Below are 19,794 nucleotides of genomic sequence, written 5' to 3' on the forward strand. Positions count from 1 at the left end.
CTGGGAACGCCCTCAGAATCCCTGCTCTTCCAGTATGCGATTGATGTGATAGCCGGGAACCGTCACGCACGGGCCTCCCCGCTTCAGCAGGCAGGCATAATCCCGGCACCACAAGACTTCGAAGCCGGGAACTGCTCCGGGCGGAGGGTCGGGAGTAACCATGTAGTTGACCAGCGAACCGGCGCGCTGCACCTCCTCCGCCTTCGCATCCCACGCCTGATACACGGGTATGTTGCGATGCAGGTAGGTGTATCCGCCGGTCACCGCCCACGAGACATTCCACCAGCCCACGCCACAGGCGTCGGCGCTGCGGCTCACCTGGGACATGGCGCGCAGGTACCCGGAAAGTTGCTGGAAAAATGGACTGTGCCGGTAGGCGAAGTAGCCGGCGAGAAGCAGCCAGAACGCCAGCAGCACCGACGCAGCCACCACGGAGAGGCGCTCCCAGCGCCGGCGGAAAAGATCGAGGAGCAGGGAAAGTCCAAGGCCCGCCAGAACGCACAGCATGAGCACAGCCGGAAAGATGTAGCGGTACTCCTTGTGTGGAATCAAGGAGTGCTGGAATACGATCAACAGGGCCAGCAAGCCCAGGAAGCCGCTGCGGCGTACCCCGAGCGCAGCCAGGCCCAGGAACGGCAGGCGCGCCCATCCCCAGGTGAGCCCCATCATCTTCCAGTATCCGTACCAGGGAACCAGCCCGGACTGCGCCGACTTCCCCACCACGATGTTCTGCCAGTAGAACATCCAATAGGAGTAAAAGGGATAGCCCCACGTCGTGGTGTCGACCAGTCCGAAGAACAGCAGCGGAAGCAGCGCCCCGGTTCCCATGGGAAGCCAGCGCTGGCGAAATTCACGGCGGCAGACCCAGACCATGGCCAGCAGGACCGCCGGCGCCAGAAGGATGCGGATGGCGACCGCGAGCCCGCACAGCAGTCCAGCCAGGAACAGCGTGCGTCGCGATTTTTCTTCCGATCCCGTCGCCAGGTACAGACCGGGCAACAGCACGTGGGCCGCGATCACTTCGGTGAGCGCCTTGGGCGCGAAGTACACCAGGTCGGGCCAGGTCGCGCAGGCCAGGGCAGCCACCAGCCCGGCCCGCGTGCCTCCCACGCGTTTGCCCCACAGCCACGCGACGTAGACCGGCACGGTCGCCAGCAGCGAGAGGAAAAACGCAATCCCGGTCAGGTATCCCTGGGAGCCCGGTCCCATCCGGTCGGTCAGGCGCATCACCCCCGCCAGGATTGCGGGCAGCACCCAGGAACGCGCTCCCACGCGGAACTCCCAGGTCACCATCCCGTAGCCGTACGCCAGCCGGTGGGCGGGTTCGAGCGTCTGGAAGATCTCGTCCGGCCAGAACATGTTCGGAGAAAGCACCGCGGCGCCGAAGCGCAGCAGGAAGGCGGCCAGCAGAATCACCGGCAGCAGGCGCGGACGTGAATCGCCCGGGGACCGGGCCTCAGGCTCGCTGGCAACAGGGGCGGAAGGATCTTCCACGGTGCGCGCGACGAACGTCCGATGGTAACCGCGAGCCTGGGTCACGGCAAGCCCGTGTGGACAATCTGCATCCCTACTCAATAGACTTGCGTGTTCCGGCTAACGGAGAACCAGCCAATCATGCGCTTGATCACCTTTGAAGACGGCGCCGGACGCAAGCGTTCCGGTGCGCTGACCCCGGACGACCGCGTCGTGGACCTCAACTCGGCCTACGCCCTCTATCTGCGCGATATCGAGAATGAACCGGCACACTACCGCCTCGCGCGGGCGCGCGTCCCCACTTCCATGCGGGCGCTGTTTGCCGGCGGCGACCGCAGCCTGGACGCCGCGCGCAAGGCGGTCGAATACGTTGGCAGCAAGGGCGTGAAGCTCACCGGCCCGTCGGGGGAGCCGGTGGTCTATCGTCGCGACCAGGTGCGCCTGCGCGCTCCCATCATCCCCAAGAAGTTCTTTCACACCGCGGGGAATTTCCGCGAGCACCACGAGGAAGCGCAGAAGTCCGGATTCTCCCATCCCGTGCTGCCCTGGATCGTCTTCTTTCAGAACGTGGACGCCATCATCGGCCACGACCAGCCCGTGGTCTACCCACGCCACCTGACCGAAGAGCTGGATTACGAGCTGGAGCTGGCCATCGTAGTGAAGAAATCTGGCAAGCATTTCACCGCGGAAGAGGCGAAAGACTACATCGGCGGCTACGTCATCTTCAATGACATTACCGCGCGCGACATCCAGCGGCGGGAGATGAAGTCCGGCGTATTCAGCTTTTGTAAGGGCATCGATACCTTCTGTCCTCTCGGCCCCTGGATCGTCACCGCCGACGAGATCCCCGACCCGCACAACCTGGCTATGGAGCTGCGCGTGAACGGCGAGTCCCGCCAGCGCTCCCACTCCAGCAAGATGTCGGTCACCATCCCGCAGATCCTGGCGCACTACTCCGCCATGGGCTACAGCGCCGGCGACGTGGTCTCTACCGGCACCGTCTCCGGCGTCGCTGCCTTCTCCGGCGACCCCAAGGCCTGGTACCTCAAGCCCGGTGATGTGATGGAGTGCGAGATCGAAAAAATCGGCATCCTGCGCAACAAGGTCATCTCGTGGGAGGAGGCCCACGGCGGCCCACCGCCGCCGGCAGCCGCCTGAACCGCAAGCGACAGACATCAGCGGAGGCACTCGGGAAACGTCCGGGAGAGAAGCGCCTCGATCCCCGGGCGCGTCCCCCTCAGACTGTGCTGGCCTCAGCCAGGCTCTCCGCTGAGGGCGCCGCTACCTGCCCCATGGCTCGGATGGTGAGCCAATCGGTCTGCACTTTCTCCCACTCCTGAATCACGAAACCGTGCGCCTCCAGCAGCGCGCGGATCTGCGGCCGTTTCCACCCGGCCAGGTCCTCCAGGATGGGGATGAGGATGGCGAGTGCGTTGTCGCTCAGAACCGTGCGCGTCGCGATCGATTCGATGTGCCGGTTTTCCGAAACCGCAATGGTGAACCCGTCGCGCCGGTTCACATGCAGCATCACGTGAATGTCGGAGTTGCCGTCGCCCACGTAGATAATGCGGTCGGAACCGATCTCTAGCCGCGCCTGCAGCCGGTCCAGCACCGCCACCTTGCCGTAGCCGCCGGTCACCTGAACGATGGTGTCGATCTCTCCCGAAGCGTGATAGCGGAACTCCGTGCCGTAGATGTGGTCGGCTGGAATAATCCCTTCCAGTGCCGAATGAATCACCTCTACCGGCGCGGCCGAAACCACGTAGAAGTCGAAGGCCAGCCCGTCGAAGCCCTCCGACAGGATGCGGTACAGCAGATCGATGCTCGCCTTCAACCGGACTCGCCTGCCCGCTTCATACAGATGCTCGCGGCGCACACGGGACCGGAAGTCGGGATCATGCAGCAACAGGTAGCTGAGTTCTCCGCCCTGCTGGACCAGATTGAGCCGTGACATGCCCGCCGCTTTGCGTTCGAACTCCTCCACCGGGATGCCTACCAGCTCGCTCAGCACGTACCCAGAATCGTTGAAACTCAGCGTCTGGTCGAAGTCGCTCGCGAACAGAAACGTCTTGTGGGCCTTATTGTTCATATCTCGCAATTAGATTACCGGCGTTTGGTTACAGGACCATAAAAGGAGGCCCTTTTCTTGGCCAGGGAGGGGCCGGGTACGCCCGCGCATAATCCTTCAGGTTGAGCGTCACCGCATGCTCAATGGCCTCCATATCCGCCAGCGCCGCCGGCCCGGACTTGTCTGCCGCCGCCATTCTCCTCAGAACAACTTTTCCCTTGACAGCTGCATCAGATAGATATATCATGATTTTACGAGGTGGCCAAAAGATATAACTCCTTATTCCCGGGGAACTTGGCTCCAAGTCCTTTAGATTCGGGGATCAGCAGGGACCTCGCCACCTTAACCCCTTGATTCCATTACAGGGGGAGGGGGTAGGGGGTATCCTTAGAGAAGTCCATGAGCCCGTCCGACAAGCAGGTCTGGGTCAGCGAACTGAACCAGGGCATCCGCGCCCGCGGCCCGGTGCGCTTTTATGACACCACGCTGCGCGACGGCGAGCAGACCGTGGGCGTAGTTCTTACGCCCGAGCAGAAGCTGGCCATTGCCCGCAAGCTGGATGAGCTGGGCGTAGCGCGCATCGAGGCCGGCTTCCCTCGCGTCTCCGCCGATGACGCCGAGGCCCTGCGCCTCATCGTGAACGAAGGTCTACGGGCGGAGATCTGGGGTTTCGCCCGCGCCGTCAAGGCCGACGTGGATGAAGTCCTGCGCCTGGGCGCGCGCTTCACCATCATCGAGACCCCCACCAGCAGCATCAAGCTGGAGGCCTACGGCATCGCCCGCGATGAAGCTGTGCGCCGCGTGGTGGAAGCCGTGAAGCACGCTGCCGGCCAGGGCGTCACCGTCGCTTTCTTCGCCGTGGATGGCTCGCGCACCGAACTCGATTTCCTGAAGCGGATGTATCTGGAAGCCCTGGGTGCCGGCGCGAAAGAGATCGTCGTGGTGGATACCATCGGCGCCTGCGGACCCGAAGCCGTCGAGTTGCTGGTGAGCAAGGCCTGTGAATGGGTGGGACCAAAAGTTCCCGTGCACTTTCACGGGCACAACGATTTCGGCCTGGCGACCGCATGCGCAATCGCGGCCGTGCGCGCCGGCGCTACCTGGATCCAGGGCACCATCAACGGCATGGGCGAGCGCGCCGGCAACGCCGATATCGGCGAGATCGCCTTGGCTCTGCAGTGCCTCTACGGCGTTCCGGTGGAAATGAATCTGGCCAAGGTGCGCGAGGTCTCGGAAGTGGTACGCCGCGCCGCCGGCTACGAGGTGGACGCCTGGAAGCCGCTGGTGGGCGAGAACCTGTTCACCCGCGAATCGGGCGCCGTGGCCAGCCAGTTCCACATTCCCGAGGCCATCGAGCCCTTCTCCGCCGACCTGGTGGGCGCGCAGCGGCGCATCGTACTGGGCAAGAAGAGCGGGCTGGACAATATCGACCTCAAGGCGAAGGAACTGGGCATTCTGATACCGCACGATAAGCGCCCCGCTGTACTGGCCGCGGTCAAGCAACGCGGCGTCGAGAAGCGCGCTCTGGTGAGCGACGATGAGTTCCGCCAGATCGTCGCCCGCCTCACTTCGTCGACGGCCGCCGACTAGGCTCCGGACGCGTTGACTTGGCCTTGCGCCCGTGCCTAACATGACGGGCCTGCAGCAGTGGGGGCTGGACCGTGATCGGCCAGACGATTTCCCACTATCGCGTTCTGGGAAAGCTCGGCGGCGGCGGCATGGGCGTGGTGTACGAGGCCGAAGACCTCCGCCTGGGACGCCGCGTCGCGGTCAAGTTCGTCCCCGAGCATCTCGCCGGCGACAGCAAGGCGCTGGAGCGCTTCCGCCGCGAAGCTCGCGCCGCCTCCCAGCTCAATCATCCCGGCATCTGCACCATCCACGAGATCGAGGAACAGAACGGACATCCTTTCATCGTCATGGAGCTGCTGGAAGGCTCGACCCTCAAGCAGCGCATGCAGGAGAAGAAACTTCAGCTCGACGAAGTGCTGGACATGGCCGTACAGGTGGCCGATGCGCTGGATGCCGCGCACGGCAAGGGCATCGTGCACCGCGACATCAAGCCCGCCAACATCTGGATCACCTCGCGCGGCCAGGCCAAGATCCTGGACTTTGGGCTTGCCAAGCTGACGCCCCAGCAGCAGGTCATCCCGGATAGCACCGAAGCCGAAACGCAACTGCTCGAGGAGTCCCTCACTGCGATGGGCGTGATTCCGGGCACGGCCGTGTACATGTCGCCGGAGCAGGCCCGCGGCGAAGAGCTGGACGGGCGCAGCGACCTGTTCTCCTTCGGCGCCGTGCTCTATGAGCTGGCGACCGGCAAGCGGCCCTTCACCGGCAACAACGTGGTCACCACGCTGTACGCCATCCTCCACCACAAGCCGGTCTCGCCCCTCAGCCTGAACCCGTCGCTGCCGCCGAACATGGAGCACATTTTGGGCAAGGCGCTGGAGAAGCAGCGCGAGCTGCGCTACCAGAACGCCGCCGAGCTCAAGGCCGACCTGGTGGAATTGAAGCGCGAGACCGATTCCACCCTCAAGACCGTGATCGGCAGCGCCATCGCGCGTCCCACGACCCGAACCTTCCAGCGCCTGTGGTGGCAGCGCATCTGGGTGCAGTTGACGGCGGTGGTCGTGCTCGCCATGCTGCTGGCCGCGGGCTTCCTGCTGTGGGCCCGGCGGCATCGTCCGCCGGCCAGCGCGGAGGCCGCCAACACCACCATCGCGGTGCTGCCCTTCCAGAACATCTCGTCGGACGCCGAGACCGACTTCCTGCGCTTTGCCCTGGCGGATGAGATCGCGCGCTCGCTCGCCTACACCCGCTCGCTGGAAGTGCGCCCCATGTCCTCGACGCAGAAATACGGCGGTCCGGCGCCCGACCTGCAGCAGGCCGGCAAGGAGCTGCGCGTCGGCACCATCCTGACCGGCCACTACCTGCGCGAGGGCGAGAAGCTGCGCGTGACGTGGGAGGCCATCGACGTGCAGACCAACCGCCTGGTCTGGCAGGGCACGCTGAACGTGGCCGTGCGCGACCTGGTCTCCATGCAGCATGCGCTGGCCACCCAGGTACGCCAGGAGTTGCTGCCCACGCTGGGAGGAGCTGCCGTTCCGACGGAGGGCGAGAGCCGCCCGCAGAACCAAGAAGCCTACGACCTGTACCTGCGTGCGACCGCGTTGCCGCACGATGCCCTGCCCAACCGCGACGCCATCACGGTGCTGGAGCACGTGGTGCAACTGGAGCCGGCGTTCGCTCCGGCGTGGGAGCAGTTGGGACTCCGCTACTACTTCGACGCCTCCTACGGAAAAGGAGGCAGGGCCGGCTTGCAGAAGTCCCAGGATGCGCTGGAACGCGCCCTGAAGCTGGATCCGAACCTGCTGTCCGCCGCGGCCCGGCTGGTGCGCAACCACGTGGAACAAGGCCAACTGAACAAAGCCTACGAGGATGCAGAGGGCCTCATCCGCCGGCGGCCGGAAAGCGCCGCGGCGCATTTTACGCTGGCCTACGTGCTGCGCTATGCCGGCCTGCTCTCCGACGCCACGCGCGAGTGCGACGTGGCTCTGGGCCTGGACCCGGCCAACGCAGGCTTCCGTTCCTGTGCCTTCGCCTTCCTGGAAGCCGGGAACCCCCGGCGGGCGATGGACTACCTGCAACTGGATGCAGGCTCAGAGTGGACCAACAGCGTGCTGCCGGTCTTGCTGCTGCGCCAGGGAAGAGTGGACGAGGCGCGCAAGGCGGTGAGCAACATGGCCGCCGGCGCGCCCTGGTTCCGGAGCGTGATTGAATCCTGTCTGCAGGCGCCGTCGTCTGCTCCGCTGGACGAAGTGGTGCGCAGAACCGAGCCTGCACTGCTGGCCCAGGTCGATCCCGAATTCAAGTACTATCAAGGCGCGATCCTCGCCTATTGCGGCAAGGACGAGCTGGCGATACGCCTGATCCGCAGCGCCATCGAGAAGAACTACTGCGCAAACGAGGCGCTGCAGCGCGATCCGCTGCTGGCCAAGCTGCGCGCCAAACCGGAGTTCGCCGACCTGCGCAGCAGCGCCGAGGCCTGCGAGAAAAAGTTCCTGGAGTTCCGCACCCAGCGCAAAGGGTAGACGCTAGCCCTTTTTCTTGAAGTGCGGGAGCACGGCTTCGCCGAAGAGTTTGGCCTGTTCGAGACGGTCGTCGCCCCAGAGCTCGAGCATGATCTGCGTGCATCCCGCGGCGCGGTACTCCTCCAGGCGCGCGATGCAGTCGTCGGGCGTGCCGGCAATCGCATGTACCTTGGCCAGGATCTCATCGGTCACGGCGCGGGCTGCGGCCTTGCGCCCGCCCTGCTCCATGGCTTCCGCGATGGGACGGATCTCGTCCATGCTGAGCTGGGCGCATTCCAGCAGGGTATCGGCCGTGCCGCGGATGTTCTGCACCTTGTTGGCGAGGTACATGGCCGCCATCTCGCGCGCGCCTTCCCTGCCCTTCTTGCCGTCGCGGTGGATGCTGCCCACGATGACGGAGCCGAGGTCGAGCGTGGCGGGATCGCGACCGGCCTTGCGCGCGCCCTCTTCCATGTTCTTACGCGAATACTTCACGAACTCGGGCGTGGTGATGGAGGCGGTCAGCAGGCCGTCGGTGATCTGCCCGGCAAGCTTCTGCAGGACCGGGCCGGTTCCGGCGAAGTACACCGGCACGCGGGCGCGGGAGACATGCGCGTCCGGCTTGAGCGGCGGCGCGAAGGCGCTGAAGGCCTTGCCTTCATAGCACACTTCCCCGCCCGCCAGCATGGCCTGGATGATCTCCAGGCTTTCGCGCATCACCACCGCCGGGCCGACTTCCTTGCCCTTCTCGCCTTCGCCGATCTCCTTCATGAAGATCTTGGAAGCGCCGAGACCGAGGAGGAAGCGGCCGTCGCCGGCTGCGTCCTGCATGACGCGGGCCTCCATGGCGATCTGCACGGGATGGCGCGTGTAGGGCGAGATGATGCCCCAGCCGACCGCAATGCGCTTGGTCTCGCGGGCGATGATGGCGGTGATGGCGGTCGAAGAGCGCGCCTCGTAGGAATGCTTGCGCCACCAGGGATAAGCCTCCGCCAGCCAGAAAACGTCAAAGCCGGCCTGGTCGCAGGCCTTGGCCATGGCGACAGTCTCGGCGAGAGGCTCCATGCTGAGTTGAAGAACGCCGATCTTGAAAGGAGGCATAAAGGCAGTTTTCCAGTTTCGAGTTTCAAGTTTCCAGCAAAGAAACGCGAGCCATCATAAACGACCCGAGCGGTTTCGTCAGTGATTCCAGGCTGCGAACCGGAAGCCTGGAAACTCGAAACTGCTTCTCAGGGATTCGTCCAGGAGTGCTCCAGGCCCTTCACCAGCGCCCAGACCGCCTTGTTCAGCGGCGTGGGCACGCCGGTCTTCTTGCCCCATTCGACGATGGCGCCGTTCATGAAGTCGACTTCGGTCTGGCGATGGGCCTCAACGTCCTGGAGCATGGAAGCCTTGTGCTTGCCGGGCGCGTTGGCGGCTTTGAGCACCAGCGCCTTGGGATCGTTGTCCAGCTCGATGCCCAGGGCGCGAGCGACGGCCAGGCCTTCGTCGATGAGCGCCTCAAACAGCTCGCCGGTGGGAGGAAAGAAGGAAGCGGCGCCGTGATGCAGCCCGGTGAGCGCGCCGACAGGATTCGTGCCGGCGTTGAAGATCAGCTTGGTCCACTGCGCGCCACGCGCATCTTTCATCGCGATGGTGTTCATGCCGGAGCGGGTGAGGAATCCGCCAAGCTCCTCGACCATGCTCATGGGCGTGTTGGTGGGCTCGAAGGGACCGATCCAGGTGTCCCCCTTGATGTCGTAGCCGACGTGCCCCGGGGCAATGATGTGGCCGGCGGGGAAGGTGGTGCCGCGGATAACGTATTTAACGAACTCAGCGATGATCTCCTCGTTGCCGACGCCGTTCTGCACGGAACACACCGCGCTTTTTTCATCGAAGGCGCGCGCCACCTGCTCCATGGCGCCGCGCGTGTGGACGCTCTTGGTGGCCACGATGCCGTAGTCGCAACGCGGCAGCTCGGCAGGATCGGACGTGGCGCGCAGGCGGGCGGTGAAGTCCGCCTCACCGGAAAGACGCAAGCCGGTGCGGTTGATGGCGTTCACGTGTTCACGGGAGACGTCGTAGGCGAAGACTTCGGTCTCCCCCTTTTGCGCCAAGTGCGCCGCGAACAGGCTGCCGACGGCGCCGCAGCCGATGATGCAGATCTTCTTCATGGAAGTTCTCAGTTCTCGGTTCTCAGTTCTCAGAGAACCGCCTGGCAAATGGCGGGGACATCGACCACCCGAATACCCGCAGGAGGATTCTCTACGGCGGAGACCAATGCGGCAAGCATCTGGTGGAGGGTAACCAAACCGAGGCGGCGGGCAGCCGAACGCGTGGGCGGAAGAAGCACTCCGAGCCAGTAGCCCGGAAGCAACAGATAGGGCCAGTAGTGCCCGGGGCCGAGCACGTACCAGGGCCGGAGGAAAGTGGCGTTCAGGCTGCTCTCGCGCAGCAGCCGCTCGCCTTCCGCGCGCACTTCAATGTAGTCCTGCATGATGGGTGCGGGCTGAGCCACGCTGAGGTAAACGAAATGGCGAATGCCAGCCGAGACGGCCGCGGGGACCGCTTCGCGGATGGACACCAGGTCCACGGCGCGAAACTGATTGCCCTTCCACGGCGCGGGATGGGGCACGCCGACGAGGTGGACGAAAGTGTCAGCGGGAGCGATGTTCTCGCGATAGGTGGCGGCGTTCAGGGCGTCGCCGGCGACTATCTCGCAACCTGATGGCAGCTTGCGCTCCGAGCCGGGCCGCACCAGAGCTTTGAGGCGATGCCCGCGGGCGAGCAGGCGCGGAATCAGCTCGCGTCCCATGTAACCGGTAGCGCCGGTGAGAAAGACAGTCAATTCAGTTGCCAGTTGCCAGTTAGTTCTCGGTTCGCAGTTCTCAGTTCTCAGACGAACGGTCGTATGTGGTACGCGAGGAAGTGCAGGACGGATTCTTCACCACAAAGGACACCTTTTCACAGCAGGTTGCGGCGACGCCAAGGAGGGCGAATGAGAAGGCAACCTCGAGGTCCCTCGACTCGTTCTCGCTTCCCCGCTCGCCTTCGCTCGCGGACGCTCGGGCTCGCTCGGGATGACAATTAAGAGAGATTAGGCGGCCGGACGGCACGGCTGAAGCCGTGCCCTGATACGAATCAATAACACTCTCACTGGCAACGGAGAACCGATCACTGACCACTGGCCACTGCTCTTACACGTCGCCGCCGCGGTAGAGACGCCAGGGAACGTTGGTGAGATTCTCGCCCTCGGTCTTGCCGACGCGATAGGTATCCTGCGTGTAGAGGCAGACCTTGCCATCCTGGTCCACGACCTGGGGGTGCACGGAAAGCACCATGTTCTCCTTGAGGACGACGTCGCTCGACGACCCCACGGCGGGGTACTCCAGCATGGTGGCGCCGATGCCGTGGCCGGAGAGGTGGCCGAGCGAAAAGCCATATTCCTGGAAGACGTCGGTGATGGCACGGTGGACGCCGGAGGCCAGTTCGCCTTCGCGCAGGCGCTTGCGCGCTTCCTCCATGGCGATGGGATACGCCTGCTTCATGCGTTCGGTGATGGGGTCGAGTTTGCCCTGGATGATGGCGCGAGAGAACTCCACCCAGTAGCCCTCGGAGTTGGTGACCTCGAGCGAGTACAGCATGAGATCGTCGGGATTGACCACGCGGTGGCCGGGCACCTTGAAGGAAGCCTCGGCGGTGCCGTGCGTTCCGGAGAGGACGATGTTCATCATGCGGGGGCCGGCGCCGCGCGCGAAGTAGACCTCGACGGCGGGAGCCATGATCTCGGCTTCAGTCTTCCCGGGAGCGTAGCTCTTCACCAGCGCATAAAAACCTTCGACCACGATGTCCATGGCCTCGCGGATTTCCTTCATCTCTTCTTCGCTCTTGACGGCGCGCGCCATGTCGAAGGCGAAATCAAAATCCACCAACTCGAGGCCCGCTGCCACCAGGGCCTGGTAGTCGATAACCGCCATGACGTGCTTGAGGCCGTAGACGCCGAGACGCTTCCACTTCCGCTCTTTGGCGCGCTCGGCGATCCACTGACCGGGAACGGCGGGCCAGACGTGGTCGCGCACCCAGGGCTTGGACTTATCGCCGATCCAGCGCGCTTCCGCAGGGAAAATGAGGGTGAGTTCCCCTTCCATGGGAATGAGGACGTAACAGTAGCGGTGAACGATCTCGAAGCCGGAAACGTAGCGGACCGCGCCCTCGAAACCGGCATACTGGTTGCCGCAGACGATGAGGGCGTCCACGTTTTCGGCCTGCATGGCCTTGCGGATGTTCTGGTAGCGACGGACGATCTCCTGTTGAGAAGGCATGGGAGCAGATCAAAAATGAAATTCAAAATGCAAAATTCAAAATGCAAAAAGGGAAGTACATGCGAACGCCCGTTTGCATTTTCAATCTTTCATTCTGCATTGCACAAATCGGCGGCCGTCAGGGCGTAGACGCGGGTCATGTCGACGAGGGTCTTGATGCGTACCTTCTCGCCCTGCTGGTCGCGTGGGCCGCTCGATGGCCCGTAGTTCACCGTCGGCACGCCGTAGCGGGTAAGCACGCTGGCGTCGGAGGACCAGAGCACGGTGTCGCGCTTTGGCCGCTCACCCATGATCTGGCGGTGGTTCTTTTCGATGGCGCGGACCATGGGGTGGTCCTCGGCAATCTCGGCGCCGGGCACGGAGACGTAGGTCTCGAACTCGAGGCCCCAGTCCGGGTACTTCCGGCGCAGGTCGAGGAAGAACTTCTTGAATTCGCGGCGGGCTTCAGCCATAGGCATGGTGGGCGGGACACGGACGTCGAGATAGAGGTCGGTGCGCTCGGGAGTGCGGCTGGCGCGCCAGGCATGCCCGCCGCGAATCCCGCCCAGGTTCACAAAGCCTTTCTTGTTGCCGTAGGCCGTGCGCTCCTGCCAGCCGGGGATCCATTGCATGAGATCGGCCATGACCCGGTGCATGCGGCGCAAGGAGTTCTCGCCTTCGCGGCCGGGGCCGAAGGCGGTGTGCACGTAGAGACCGGTGGTCGAGAGACGGACCCACATGGAGCCGTAGTGGCCGAGCACGAGCTGCATATCCGTGGGCTCGCCCAGGATGCACATGTCGGGCAACGTGCCGTGGTTCACCAGGTAGTGCGTGCCACAACCGTACCCGCGGAATTCGCGGCCCTGGTAGTCGCCGATCTGGGACTTTTCAATCTCGCCGGCGACAGCGGCGATGACCACGTCGCCCTCGAGCTTCACGCCGGCGGCCTGCAGCGCGCGCACGGCATGGGTGTAGCAGACCAGGGCGCCCTTCATGTTGTAGATGCCGAGGCCGTAGATCATCTCGTTGCGGATGATAGCGTGCGGCTTGTAGCCGATGCCCGTGAGGAAGGGCTCGCGACCGGTGTTGGAAGTGTCCATGTGGCCGTTGAACATCAGCGTCCTGCCATTGCCGGAGCCCTGCAGCCGGCCGATGACATTGGCGCGGCCGGTTTCGACCTCCTGCCAGGTGACATCCAGCCCCATACGGTCGAAGGTCTGGGCCATGTACTCGGCCATAGCCTGCTCCTCGCCGGTGGGACTGGGGATGTTCACCACATCGCAGGCCATGGTGACCAGCGCCTCTTCGTCGATCTGAGCGAGGATGGAGTGGGTGAGGTCGGGCTTTTTCTTCTTGGCGACGGATTTGGGCATGTTCGGCGGCGTCAGGTCTCAGGACGCGAAGAAAGAATCTACTCCTTCGGCCCGCTCGGCGTCACGGGCAATTCACGAGGGGATGAGCGAAAGTCGTCGGGGGACGTGATGATCCTGTGAACCGCGGTGTAAGTTCTAACGCCCGTAAGGTCCTTCGCCCGCCACGGCGGGCTCAGGATGACACGGTGGAGGAAGGTGCATTTCACGGGTGTCATCCTGAGTCCGTCGCAGACCCACGAAGGACCTTACGAGCGCGGGGCTCGCCAACATCGTTCACGGGGTCTGCTTGGGACGCTGCGCAACCGGACGGACGTACCAACCAGCACTCAGGTCGCGCCACTTCGGATTCACGGACTCGATCAGCGCAATCTTGCGGTCCCGACGCCAGCCTTTGAGTTCCTTCTCGCGGTCAATGGCGCTGCGAATATCGGCATAGCGTTCGAAGTAAACGAGTTTGTTGGCCTGGTACTGGGCGACAAAGCCCTCGGGTTCGAACTTGTGGTGCCAGACGCGCCTGTGCAGGTTCCCGGTGACGCCGATGTAGAGCACACGGCGCTGGCTGGCCATGATGTAGGCGCAGGAGAATTTTCGTGGTGAGCCTGTCAACCGCATTGTGAGTTCCCGCAGTCGTAAGGTCCTTCGCCCGCCGCGGGCGGGCTCAGGATGACAATCGCAACCATCGAATCCATCCAACGACATTGTCACGACGGGATGAGGACGCGAAAGTCGTCCGGGAAGGTGCAGAGTTTCTCGCTGCCGGCGGCGGTGATGAGGAAGTCGTCCTCCAGGCGGAGGCCGCCGCCGCCTTCCCAGTAGATGCCGGGCTCGATGGCCAGCACCATGTTCCGGCGGATGGTGCCGGTGCCGGCCTGATGGGCGTAAGGCGGTTCATGGGCGCGGGCGCCCACACCGTGGCAGACGGGGTGCGAGGGCTGGCCGGGATAGCCGCCTTCGGCGATGCGGGCGCGGATGAGGCGGTCGAGTTCGGGGAGGCTGGCGCCATCACGGGCGAAGGCGACGGCTTCGTTGAAGACGCTGAGCAACAGGTCGAGGAGTTTCTCGTAGCGCGGCGTGAGCCTGCCGGGACTGAGGTTCTTGGTGAGGTCGTTCCAGTATCCGTCCACGCACACCCAGATCTCGAACAAAGTGGGCTCGTGCTCCTGGATGGGACGGTTGCCGGTAGCGGTGAAGGTGGCGATGCCGGGTCCGGACCAGACCAGGGTGAAGGCGCGGGCCATCTCCACCTTGCCCTGGTAGCCGACACCGACGCCGTGCACGAAGCCCTCGAACATGGCGCCGACTTCACTCTCCTTCATGCCCGGCCGCATGTTCTGGCGGCAGTGCTCCATGGCGAGCGCGGCCAGCTCATTGGCCAGACGCATGCGCTCGATCTCCTGCGGCGTTTTGATGGCACGCGCCTCGATGAGCAAGGGCATGGCGTCCACCACCTGCCCGGAGATCTTGCGGAAGGCGTCGAAGTAGGGCTGGGAATACACGGTGGGCTCGCCCACCATGCGGTCGGCGGCCTGGGTGTGGTTGGTGAGTTCGATGCCGACCTTGTCGGTGAGGCCGCGCTCTTTCAGCACGGCGAGCGCCATATCGAGCGCGCGGAAGTTGGGCGGGCGCGGGTCACGCTCGTCGTAGCCCTTGAACAGGCGGATGTCGGACGTCCAGGAGTTGCGGCGGGCATCGTTCAACTGCGGCTCTAGCGTGATGAGCGTGGGCTCGCCTTCGCGCGGAAAGACGACCGCGTCGTATCCCTTCATGCACCAGTAGTTGGTGAGATAGAGGATGTTGTCGGGGGCGCGGCAGACGAGGGCGGACAGGTCCTGCGCCTTCATGAGGGCGCGGACGCGGTCGAGCTTGGCGGTGTCAACAGGCCAGGGCATGTGTTTCAGCTTTCCCGTTTTTCGTTACTCGTTTCACGAGTCCAGGACAGCTCCAGGCCCTTGATGAGCCGGTAGAGCGCCGTGTGCAGCGGCGCAGGAATGCCGGCGCGCGCGGCCTCGCGGGCGATGGCGCCGCCGAGGAAGTCCACCTCGGTCGGAAGCTGATGCCGAACATCATAAAGCATAGAAGTCGGGTGATCGGTCTGCGCGCCGATCTTGTTCATCTCCCACGGATCCTCGTGAAGCTGAACCCCGAGCGCGGCAGCCACGGCCTTGCCTTCGTTGATCAAATCATGGAGCAGGTGGCCGAGGTCGGAGAACTGGTGCTCATGGGCGAACTCCGGGCAGTGGGGCAACTGCGAGAGCGCCGAGACGCTGTTCACTGAAGCATTGAAGATCAGCTTGGACCACTGCGCGGGCCTGGCGTCGTGGAGGGCTTCGGCCTTGAGGCCGCCGGCGATGAGGAGGTCGGCCAACTCCTTTACGAGTTCGTAGGGCGTGTGGGTGGGCTCGAACGGGCCCATCCAGGTGGGCGTGTCGAGCTCATACTGGACGTGGGTGTCGCTGTGGCGCGTGCCGCTCATGAAGGTGGTGCCGCGGATCACGTAGCCGCGGGTGTGCTGGGCCAGGATCTCCTCGCTGCCCAGTCCGTTCTGCGCCGAGAGCACGGCGCCCTGGTCGAAGCGGCGTCCGATGGGGGCGAATGCCTCCGCGGTCTGCGTGGCCTTGGTGGCCACGATGCCGAAGTCGAACGCGGGGAGCTCGCGGAGGTCATGGGTGGCGCGGAGCCGGACGTGAAAATCATGGCGGCCGGAAACCCGCAGACCCTGTTCATTCAGCGCGCGGGCGTGCTCGGGGCGGCGGACAAAGCACCACACTTCGGCCACGCGGGCAAGGTGCGCCGCGTAAAGACTGCCGATGGAACCAGCACCGACGATGCAGATGCGCTTCATGAGGGCAGTGGTCCGTGGCTAGTGGACAGTGGCTGGCATTCTCATCGGCGGCGGGCGCGGGCCGGCTGCCGCTGCTCCACGCGCACGTTCGACTCGCGCTGGCCTGCGGCGATGGCCTGCAGTCGCCGGAACAGGCTGTCGGCGGTGTTGTGCGAGTCGTCGATGTAGACGCCGGCCGAGTAGAGCGCGTCCTGCAGCGCGGCGCAGACCGTGTGCAGAGGAGCCGCTCCGCCTTCGCCCATCCCCTTGGTGCCCGCGAAGGTGAAGGGGGACGGGCTTTCGATGTGGCCATATTTCACCATGGGCATGTTCACTGGCGTGATGGGCGTGTAGTCGCTGAAGGTGGCGGTGAGCATGTTGCCGGAGGCGGCGTCGTAGACGCAGCTCTCCATCAACGCCGCGCCGATGCCGTGGGCGGTAGCGCCCATCACCTGTCCGTAGACGATGGCGGGATTGACGACGCGGCCGCAGTCATCGACGGCAGCATAGTCGAGGATCTTCGGCTGGAACGTCTCACGGTCCACTTCGATCACGCAGATGTGAAGCTGCGCGGAATAGGTGAGCGTCAGGTTGCCGTACTTGCGCTTGACGTCAGGAACCTTGAAGGGCGCGCGGTAGACATGACGGCAGTTCAAGGTGACGTCGCGCAGGTTCTCGGGCAGTTCGGCGCTGTTCACGTTCACCAGGTTGGCCAGCCGCCAGTAGTTCACCGACTGTCCCTTCTTGCCGCGGACCCGGACTTCCGGGCCCTGGTCGCCGAGGCCGAACTCGAGCTGGCTTTCCTTGGCCTTGAGCGCGAAGGCGGCGACGCGGCTCATTTCCTTCTTGAGCTTCAGCGCGGCGCCATGGACCGCCGAGAGTCCGGAGACGGCGAACTGACTGGCGTAGGTGCCGGAAGTGCCGGTGTGGGCGTTACGCTCGGTGTCGAAGCCGACGCGGACATCCACGTGCTCGGGTGAGACGTTGAAGACGTCGGCCACGACCTGGGCGGCGACGGTCTCGTGGCCCTGGCCTTGCGGGACCGAGCCGACGGAGACGACCAGTTCGCCGTACATATCGAGCTTGACGATGGCGGCCTGTGAGTTCCCGGAGAAGGGAGCGTGGGGGTTCAGAATGCGGGACTGGCCGAAGTTGTTGGTGCCCGAGTCGAGCGTGGTGCCGATGCCGATGCCCAACCAGCGTCCCTGGCGGCGCGCTTCGGCCTGCTGGCGCTTCCAGTCGTCCCAGCCGATGAGTTCCTGCGCCAGCTTGAGCATGCGGGGATAGTCGCCGGAGTCGTAGACGCAGCCGTTGGGCGTGGTGTAGGGAAACTCTTTCGGCTGGATGTAATTGCGCAAGCGCATCTCGTCGGAGGGAATGCCGAGTTCGTGGGCGCAGATATCCAGGCAGCGCTCGAGAAACCACAGGTGCTGCATGCGCGAATAGCCGCGATTGGGAGCGACCGGACACTTGTTCGAGACGACCTGGGCAAAGTCGACGCGGAAGTTCTTGAAGCGGTAGGCGCCGGGCAGCACCTGGGCCCAGATGACGCAGCCCAGAGGCTCGTAACGCGGGTAGGCGCCGCAGTCGTCGATGTGGCGGGACTCGATAGCGAGGATGCGGCCGTCCTTATCCAGCGCGACGCGCGTGTCGCGGAAGGTGCGCTCGTTGCCGTGCGCGCTGGCGATCATGTGCTCGGAGCGCGTCTCGATCCACTTCACCGGACGCCCGCCGCACTTGCGTGAGGCCAGCGCGCACACCGCCATCTGCGGGTAGCTGGCGATCTTGATGCCGAAGCCGCCGCCGATGTCGTGCGTAGTGGCGCGAATGCGGTCGATGGGCACGCCCAGCACCGGCGACAGAAACAGGATGGCGAACATGGGGAACTGGTTGTTGCACCAGTAGCGGATCACGTCGTCGCCGGCGTCCCACTGGCCGATGACACCCGCGCACTCCAGCGGCGTGGACGAAAAGCGATGGAAGTGCATCCTGTCGATGGAGACGACGTAGGCCGCGTCGCGGAAGGCCTTGTCGACGTCGCCGTACTCGAACGTGCCGCGGTAGACGAGGTTGGTGCCGGCGGATTCGTGCAGGATGCTCTTGTCGGCGAGCGCATCCTCGGTGTCGATGACCGGATCGAGGGCTTCGTAATCGACGCGAACCAGTTCGGCAGCATCGTCGGCCGCGACCTGGGTTTCGGCGACCACGGCAGCCACGGGCTCGCCCTGGTAACGCACCTTGTCCACGGCCATGGGAAAGTCCTTGATGTTTGCGCCGGGCGGAGGGCCGATTTCCGGGAAGGGCTGCTTGCACAGGCCGGCCACCTCCGGGCCGGTCAACGTGCACACCACGCCCGGATGAGCCGCGGCTTCGGAAACATCGATGCCGGTGACACGGGCGTGCGCGTAGGGCGAACGCACAAAACGCAGGAACAACATGCCGGGAAGCTTGTAGTCGTCGACGAATTTCCCCTGACCGCGCAACAAACGGCCTTCCTCTTTGCGCGGCACCGGCTTTCCGACCCAGTGTGCTCCGTTGCCCTTTTGCGGCGCGCCCGTTTTTCGCGCTTTGCGTCCTGCCACGTTGATTCTCCCCAACCTTCGATTTCCGAGCGTGCGAGTATACCGCACCTCTACCGGGGCCGCGCTGTGATTGATACGCAGCCAAGGCAGTATGATGAAGCGCGTTTCGCTGCGAGAGGAAAGCGCATGAGAACTCAGTTCGACATCGGCGTTCTGCCGCAGGGTCCCGCGGAGCAAAGCGTGCAGCTCATGGTGGCGGCGGAGGCGGTGGGGTTCGACGGCGTCTGGGTGGCCGACTCACAATCCATCTTTCGGGACGCATTCGTCACCCTGGCGCTGGGAGCGCTGCGCACCGAGCGGCTGATGCTGGCCACAGGAGTGACCAATCCGGTGACGCGGCATCCCGCCGCAATCGCGTCCAGCATCGCCACCATCGACGAACTCTCCGGAGGACGTGCCGTTCTGGGCATCGGAACAGGTTTCAGCGCAGTGCGCACCGTCGGCCTCAAGCCCGCTTCGCTCAAGGCACTGGAAGAAGCCACGCTGGCTCTGCGCGCGCTGATGGCCGGCCAGACCGCTAGGTACCAGGGCAACGAGATGCGGATGACCTGGGCGACGCGGCCGGTGCCGATCTATTTCGCTGCGTCCGGGCCCAAGTCGTTGCATCGGGCGGGGCGCGTCGCCGACGGAGTGCTGTTCCAGGTGGGTTGCGAGCCGGCGCTGATACGCCGCGCCATCGACGGCGTGCGGGCCGGAGCCCAGGAGGCGGGCCGCGATCCGAGCGACGTAAAGCTCTGCGTCCGGTTGGGGTGCTCGGTCTCGCGGAACGGGCAAACGGCGCGGGAGGAAGCCCGGCCGTATGCCGCGGCGGCAGCGGAAACGGTCTTCCAGTCCAACCCGGAGGAGACGCTGCCGCCCGATCTGGTGTCGGACTTGAAGGCCTTGCAGGAGCACTACAACTACTATCAGCACGTCAGCCAGCAGGCCAGCCACGGCAGCCTGGTGACGGACCGCATAGTGGACGCGATGGTGATCGCCGGGACGCCGGAAGAGGCCATCCCCAGATTCCGCGCCATTCTGGAGCTGGGAGTGGACCGCGTAGTCATCCCGCTCACGACGCGGGAACCGGTGGCGCTGCTGCGGACCTTGGCCGAAGACGTGATCCCGCACCTGGTCTGAGCCAGTGC

General features: G+C 64.5%; 15 protein-coding genes. 4 read left to right on the top strand and 11 right to left on the bottom strand.

Annotated features, from left to right (window positions below; genetic code table 11):
- Positions 1-12: 12 nt before the first annotated feature.
- On the bottom strand, positions 13-1,539 hold the full coding sequence (locus tag VNK82_03195) for a hypothetical protein (GenBank protein HXE89948.1): 1,527 nt from the start codon (positions 1,537-1,539) through the stop codon (positions 13-15).
- 75 nt (positions 1,540-1,614) lie between these two features.
- On the opposite strand from VNK82_03195, the gene VNK82_03200 reads away from it, so the two are divergent.
- Positions 1,615-2,631: a fumarylacetoacetate hydrolase family protein gene (locus VNK82_03200; protein HXE89949.1), complete on the top strand. Its 1,017-nt coding sequence runs from the start codon at positions 1,615-1,617 to the stop codon at positions 2,629-2,631.
- A gap of 79 nt (positions 2,632-2,710) precedes the next feature.
- On the opposite strand, the gene VNK82_03205 is transcribed toward VNK82_03200, so the two are convergent.
- Positions 2,711-3,562 (bottom strand): haloacid dehalogenase-like hydrolase, encoded by an 852-nt coding sequence (locus VNK82_03205; protein HXE89950.1) that lies wholly within the window; start codon positions 3,560-3,562, stop codon positions 2,711-2,713.
- A gap of 378 nt (positions 3,563-3,940) precedes the next feature.
- Between VNK82_03205 and VNK82_03210 the strand changes: the two genes are divergently transcribed.
- Together VNK82_03210 and VNK82_03215 are read left to right on the top strand one after the other, a co-directional pair.
- Entirely contained in the window at positions 3,941-5,131 is a 1,191-nt protein-coding gene (locus VNK82_03210; protein HXE89951.1) for a hypothetical protein, read from the top strand.
- Between the two features lie 71 nt (positions 5,132-5,202).
- Positions 5,203-7,632: a protein kinase gene (locus tag VNK82_03215; GenBank protein ID HXE89952.1), complete on the top strand. Its 2,430-nt coding sequence runs from the start codon at positions 5,203-5,205 to the stop codon at positions 7,630-7,632.
- A 3-nt stretch (positions 7,633-7,635) separates the two neighbouring features.
- On the opposite strand, the gene VNK82_03220 is transcribed toward VNK82_03215, so the two are convergent.
- From VNK82_03220 to VNK82_03260, 9 genes are all read right to left on the bottom strand, one after another.
- The gene (locus VNK82_03220; GenBank protein ID HXE89953.1) at positions 7,636-8,712 is read right to left on the bottom strand and encodes an LLM class flavin-dependent oxidoreductase; all 1,077 of its coding nucleotides are present in this window, start codon (positions 8,710-8,712) and stop codon (positions 7,636-7,638) included.
- Between the two features lie 128 nt (positions 8,713-8,840).
- Positions 8,841-9,764: a ketopantoate reductase family protein gene (locus VNK82_03225; protein ID HXE89954.1), complete on the bottom strand. Its 924-nt coding sequence runs from the start codon at positions 9,762-9,764 to the stop codon at positions 8,841-8,843.
- Positions 9,765-9,793: 29 nt separating this feature from the next.
- On the bottom strand, positions 9,794-10,438 hold the full coding sequence (locus VNK82_03230) for an NAD(P)H-binding protein (protein ID HXE89955.1): 645 nt from the start codon (positions 10,436-10,438) through the stop codon (positions 9,794-9,796).
- A 349-nt stretch (positions 10,439-10,787) separates the two neighbouring features.
- The gene (locus tag VNK82_03235; protein ID HXE89956.1) at positions 10,788-11,912 is read right to left on the bottom strand and encodes a M24 family metallopeptidase; all 1,125 of its coding nucleotides are present in this window, start codon (positions 11,910-11,912) and stop codon (positions 10,788-10,790) included.
- An 89-nt stretch (positions 11,913-12,001) separates the two neighbouring features.
- Entirely contained in the window at positions 12,002-13,264 is a 1,263-nt protein-coding gene (locus VNK82_03240) for a M20/M25/M40 family metallo-hydrolase (protein HXE89957.1), read from the bottom strand.
- Positions 13,265-13,537: 273 nt separating this feature from the next.
- The gene (locus VNK82_03245; protein HXE89958.1) at positions 13,538-13,831 is read right to left on the bottom strand and encodes a GIY-YIG nuclease family protein; all 294 of its coding nucleotides are present in this window, start codon (positions 13,829-13,831) and stop codon (positions 13,538-13,540) included.
- Positions 13,832-13,965: 134 nt separating this feature from the next.
- On the bottom strand, positions 13,966-15,153 hold the full coding sequence (locus tag VNK82_03250; GenBank protein ID HXE89959.1) for a Xaa-Pro peptidase family protein: 1,188 nt from the start codon (positions 15,151-15,153) through the stop codon (positions 13,966-13,968).
- 5 nt (positions 15,154-15,158) lie between these two features.
- Entirely contained in the window at positions 15,159-16,106 is a 948-nt protein-coding gene (locus tag VNK82_03255; GenBank protein HXE89960.1) for a 2-dehydropantoate 2-reductase, read from the bottom strand.
- Positions 16,107-16,147: 41 nt separating this feature from the next.
- A complete protein-coding gene (locus tag VNK82_03260) occupies positions 16,148-18,667 on the bottom strand; it encodes a xanthine dehydrogenase family protein molybdopterin-binding subunit (protein ID HXE89961.1) in 2,520 nt (839 codons plus the stop codon).
- Between the two features lie 126 nt (positions 18,668-18,793).
- On the opposite strand from VNK82_03260, the gene VNK82_03265 reads away from it, so the two are divergent.
- Positions 18,794-19,786, top strand: coding sequence for an LLM class flavin-dependent oxidoreductase (locus tag VNK82_03265; GenBank protein ID HXE89962.1), 993 nt, complete (start codon positions 18,794-18,796; stop codon positions 19,784-19,786).
- Positions 19,787-19,794: the final 8 nt, after the last annotated feature.

This window comes from Terriglobales bacterium (assembly GCA_035573675.1).
Lineage (GTDB): Bacteria > Acidobacteriota > Terriglobia > Terriglobales > Acidobacteriaceae > DATMAB01.

What these genes read in the sequence shown, in the direction of transcription:
- VNK82_03200 (HXE89949.1), top strand. Translation starts at nt 1,615, where the DNA reads ATGCGCTTGATCACCTTTGAAGACGGCGCCGGACGCAAGCGTTCCGGT.
- VNK82_03205 (HXE89950.1), bottom strand. Translation starts at nt 3,562, where the DNA reads ATGAACAATAAGGCCCACAAGACGTTTCTGTTCGCGAGCGACTTCGAC.
- VNK82_03210 (HXE89951.1), top strand. Translation starts at nt 3,941, where the DNA reads ATGAGCCCGTCCGACAAGCAGGTCTGGGTCAGCGAACTGAACCAGGGC.
- VNK82_03220 (HXE89953.1), bottom strand. Translation starts at nt 8,712, where the DNA reads ATGCCTCCTTTCAAGATCGGCGTTCTTCAACTCAGCATGGAGCCTCTC.
- VNK82_03225 (HXE89954.1), bottom strand. Translation starts at nt 9,764, where the DNA reads ATGAAGAAGATCTGCATCATCGGCTGCGGCGCCGTCGGCAGCCTGTTC.
- VNK82_03235 (HXE89956.1), bottom strand. Translation starts at nt 11,912, where the DNA reads ATGCCTTCTCAACAGGAGATCGTCCGTCGCTACCAGAACATCCGCAAG.
- VNK82_03240 (HXE89957.1), bottom strand. Translation starts at nt 13,264, where the DNA reads ATGCCCAAATCCGTCGCCAAGAAGAAAAAGCCCGACCTCACCCACTCC.
- VNK82_03245 (HXE89958.1), bottom strand. Translation starts at nt 13,831, where the DNA reads ATGGCCAGCCAGCGCCGTGTGCTCTACATCGGCGTCACCGGGAACCTG.
- VNK82_03250 (HXE89959.1), bottom strand. Translation starts at nt 15,153, where the DNA reads ATGCCCTGGCCTGTTGACACCGCCAAGCTCGACCGCGTCCGCGCCCTC.
- VNK82_03255 (HXE89960.1), bottom strand. Translation starts at nt 16,106, where the DNA reads ATGAAGCGCATCTGCATCGTCGGTGCTGGTTCCATCGGCAGTCTTTAC.
- VNK82_03265 (HXE89962.1), top strand. Translation starts at nt 18,794, where the DNA reads ATGAGAACTCAGTTCGACATCGGCGTTCTGCCGCAGGGTCCCGCGGAG.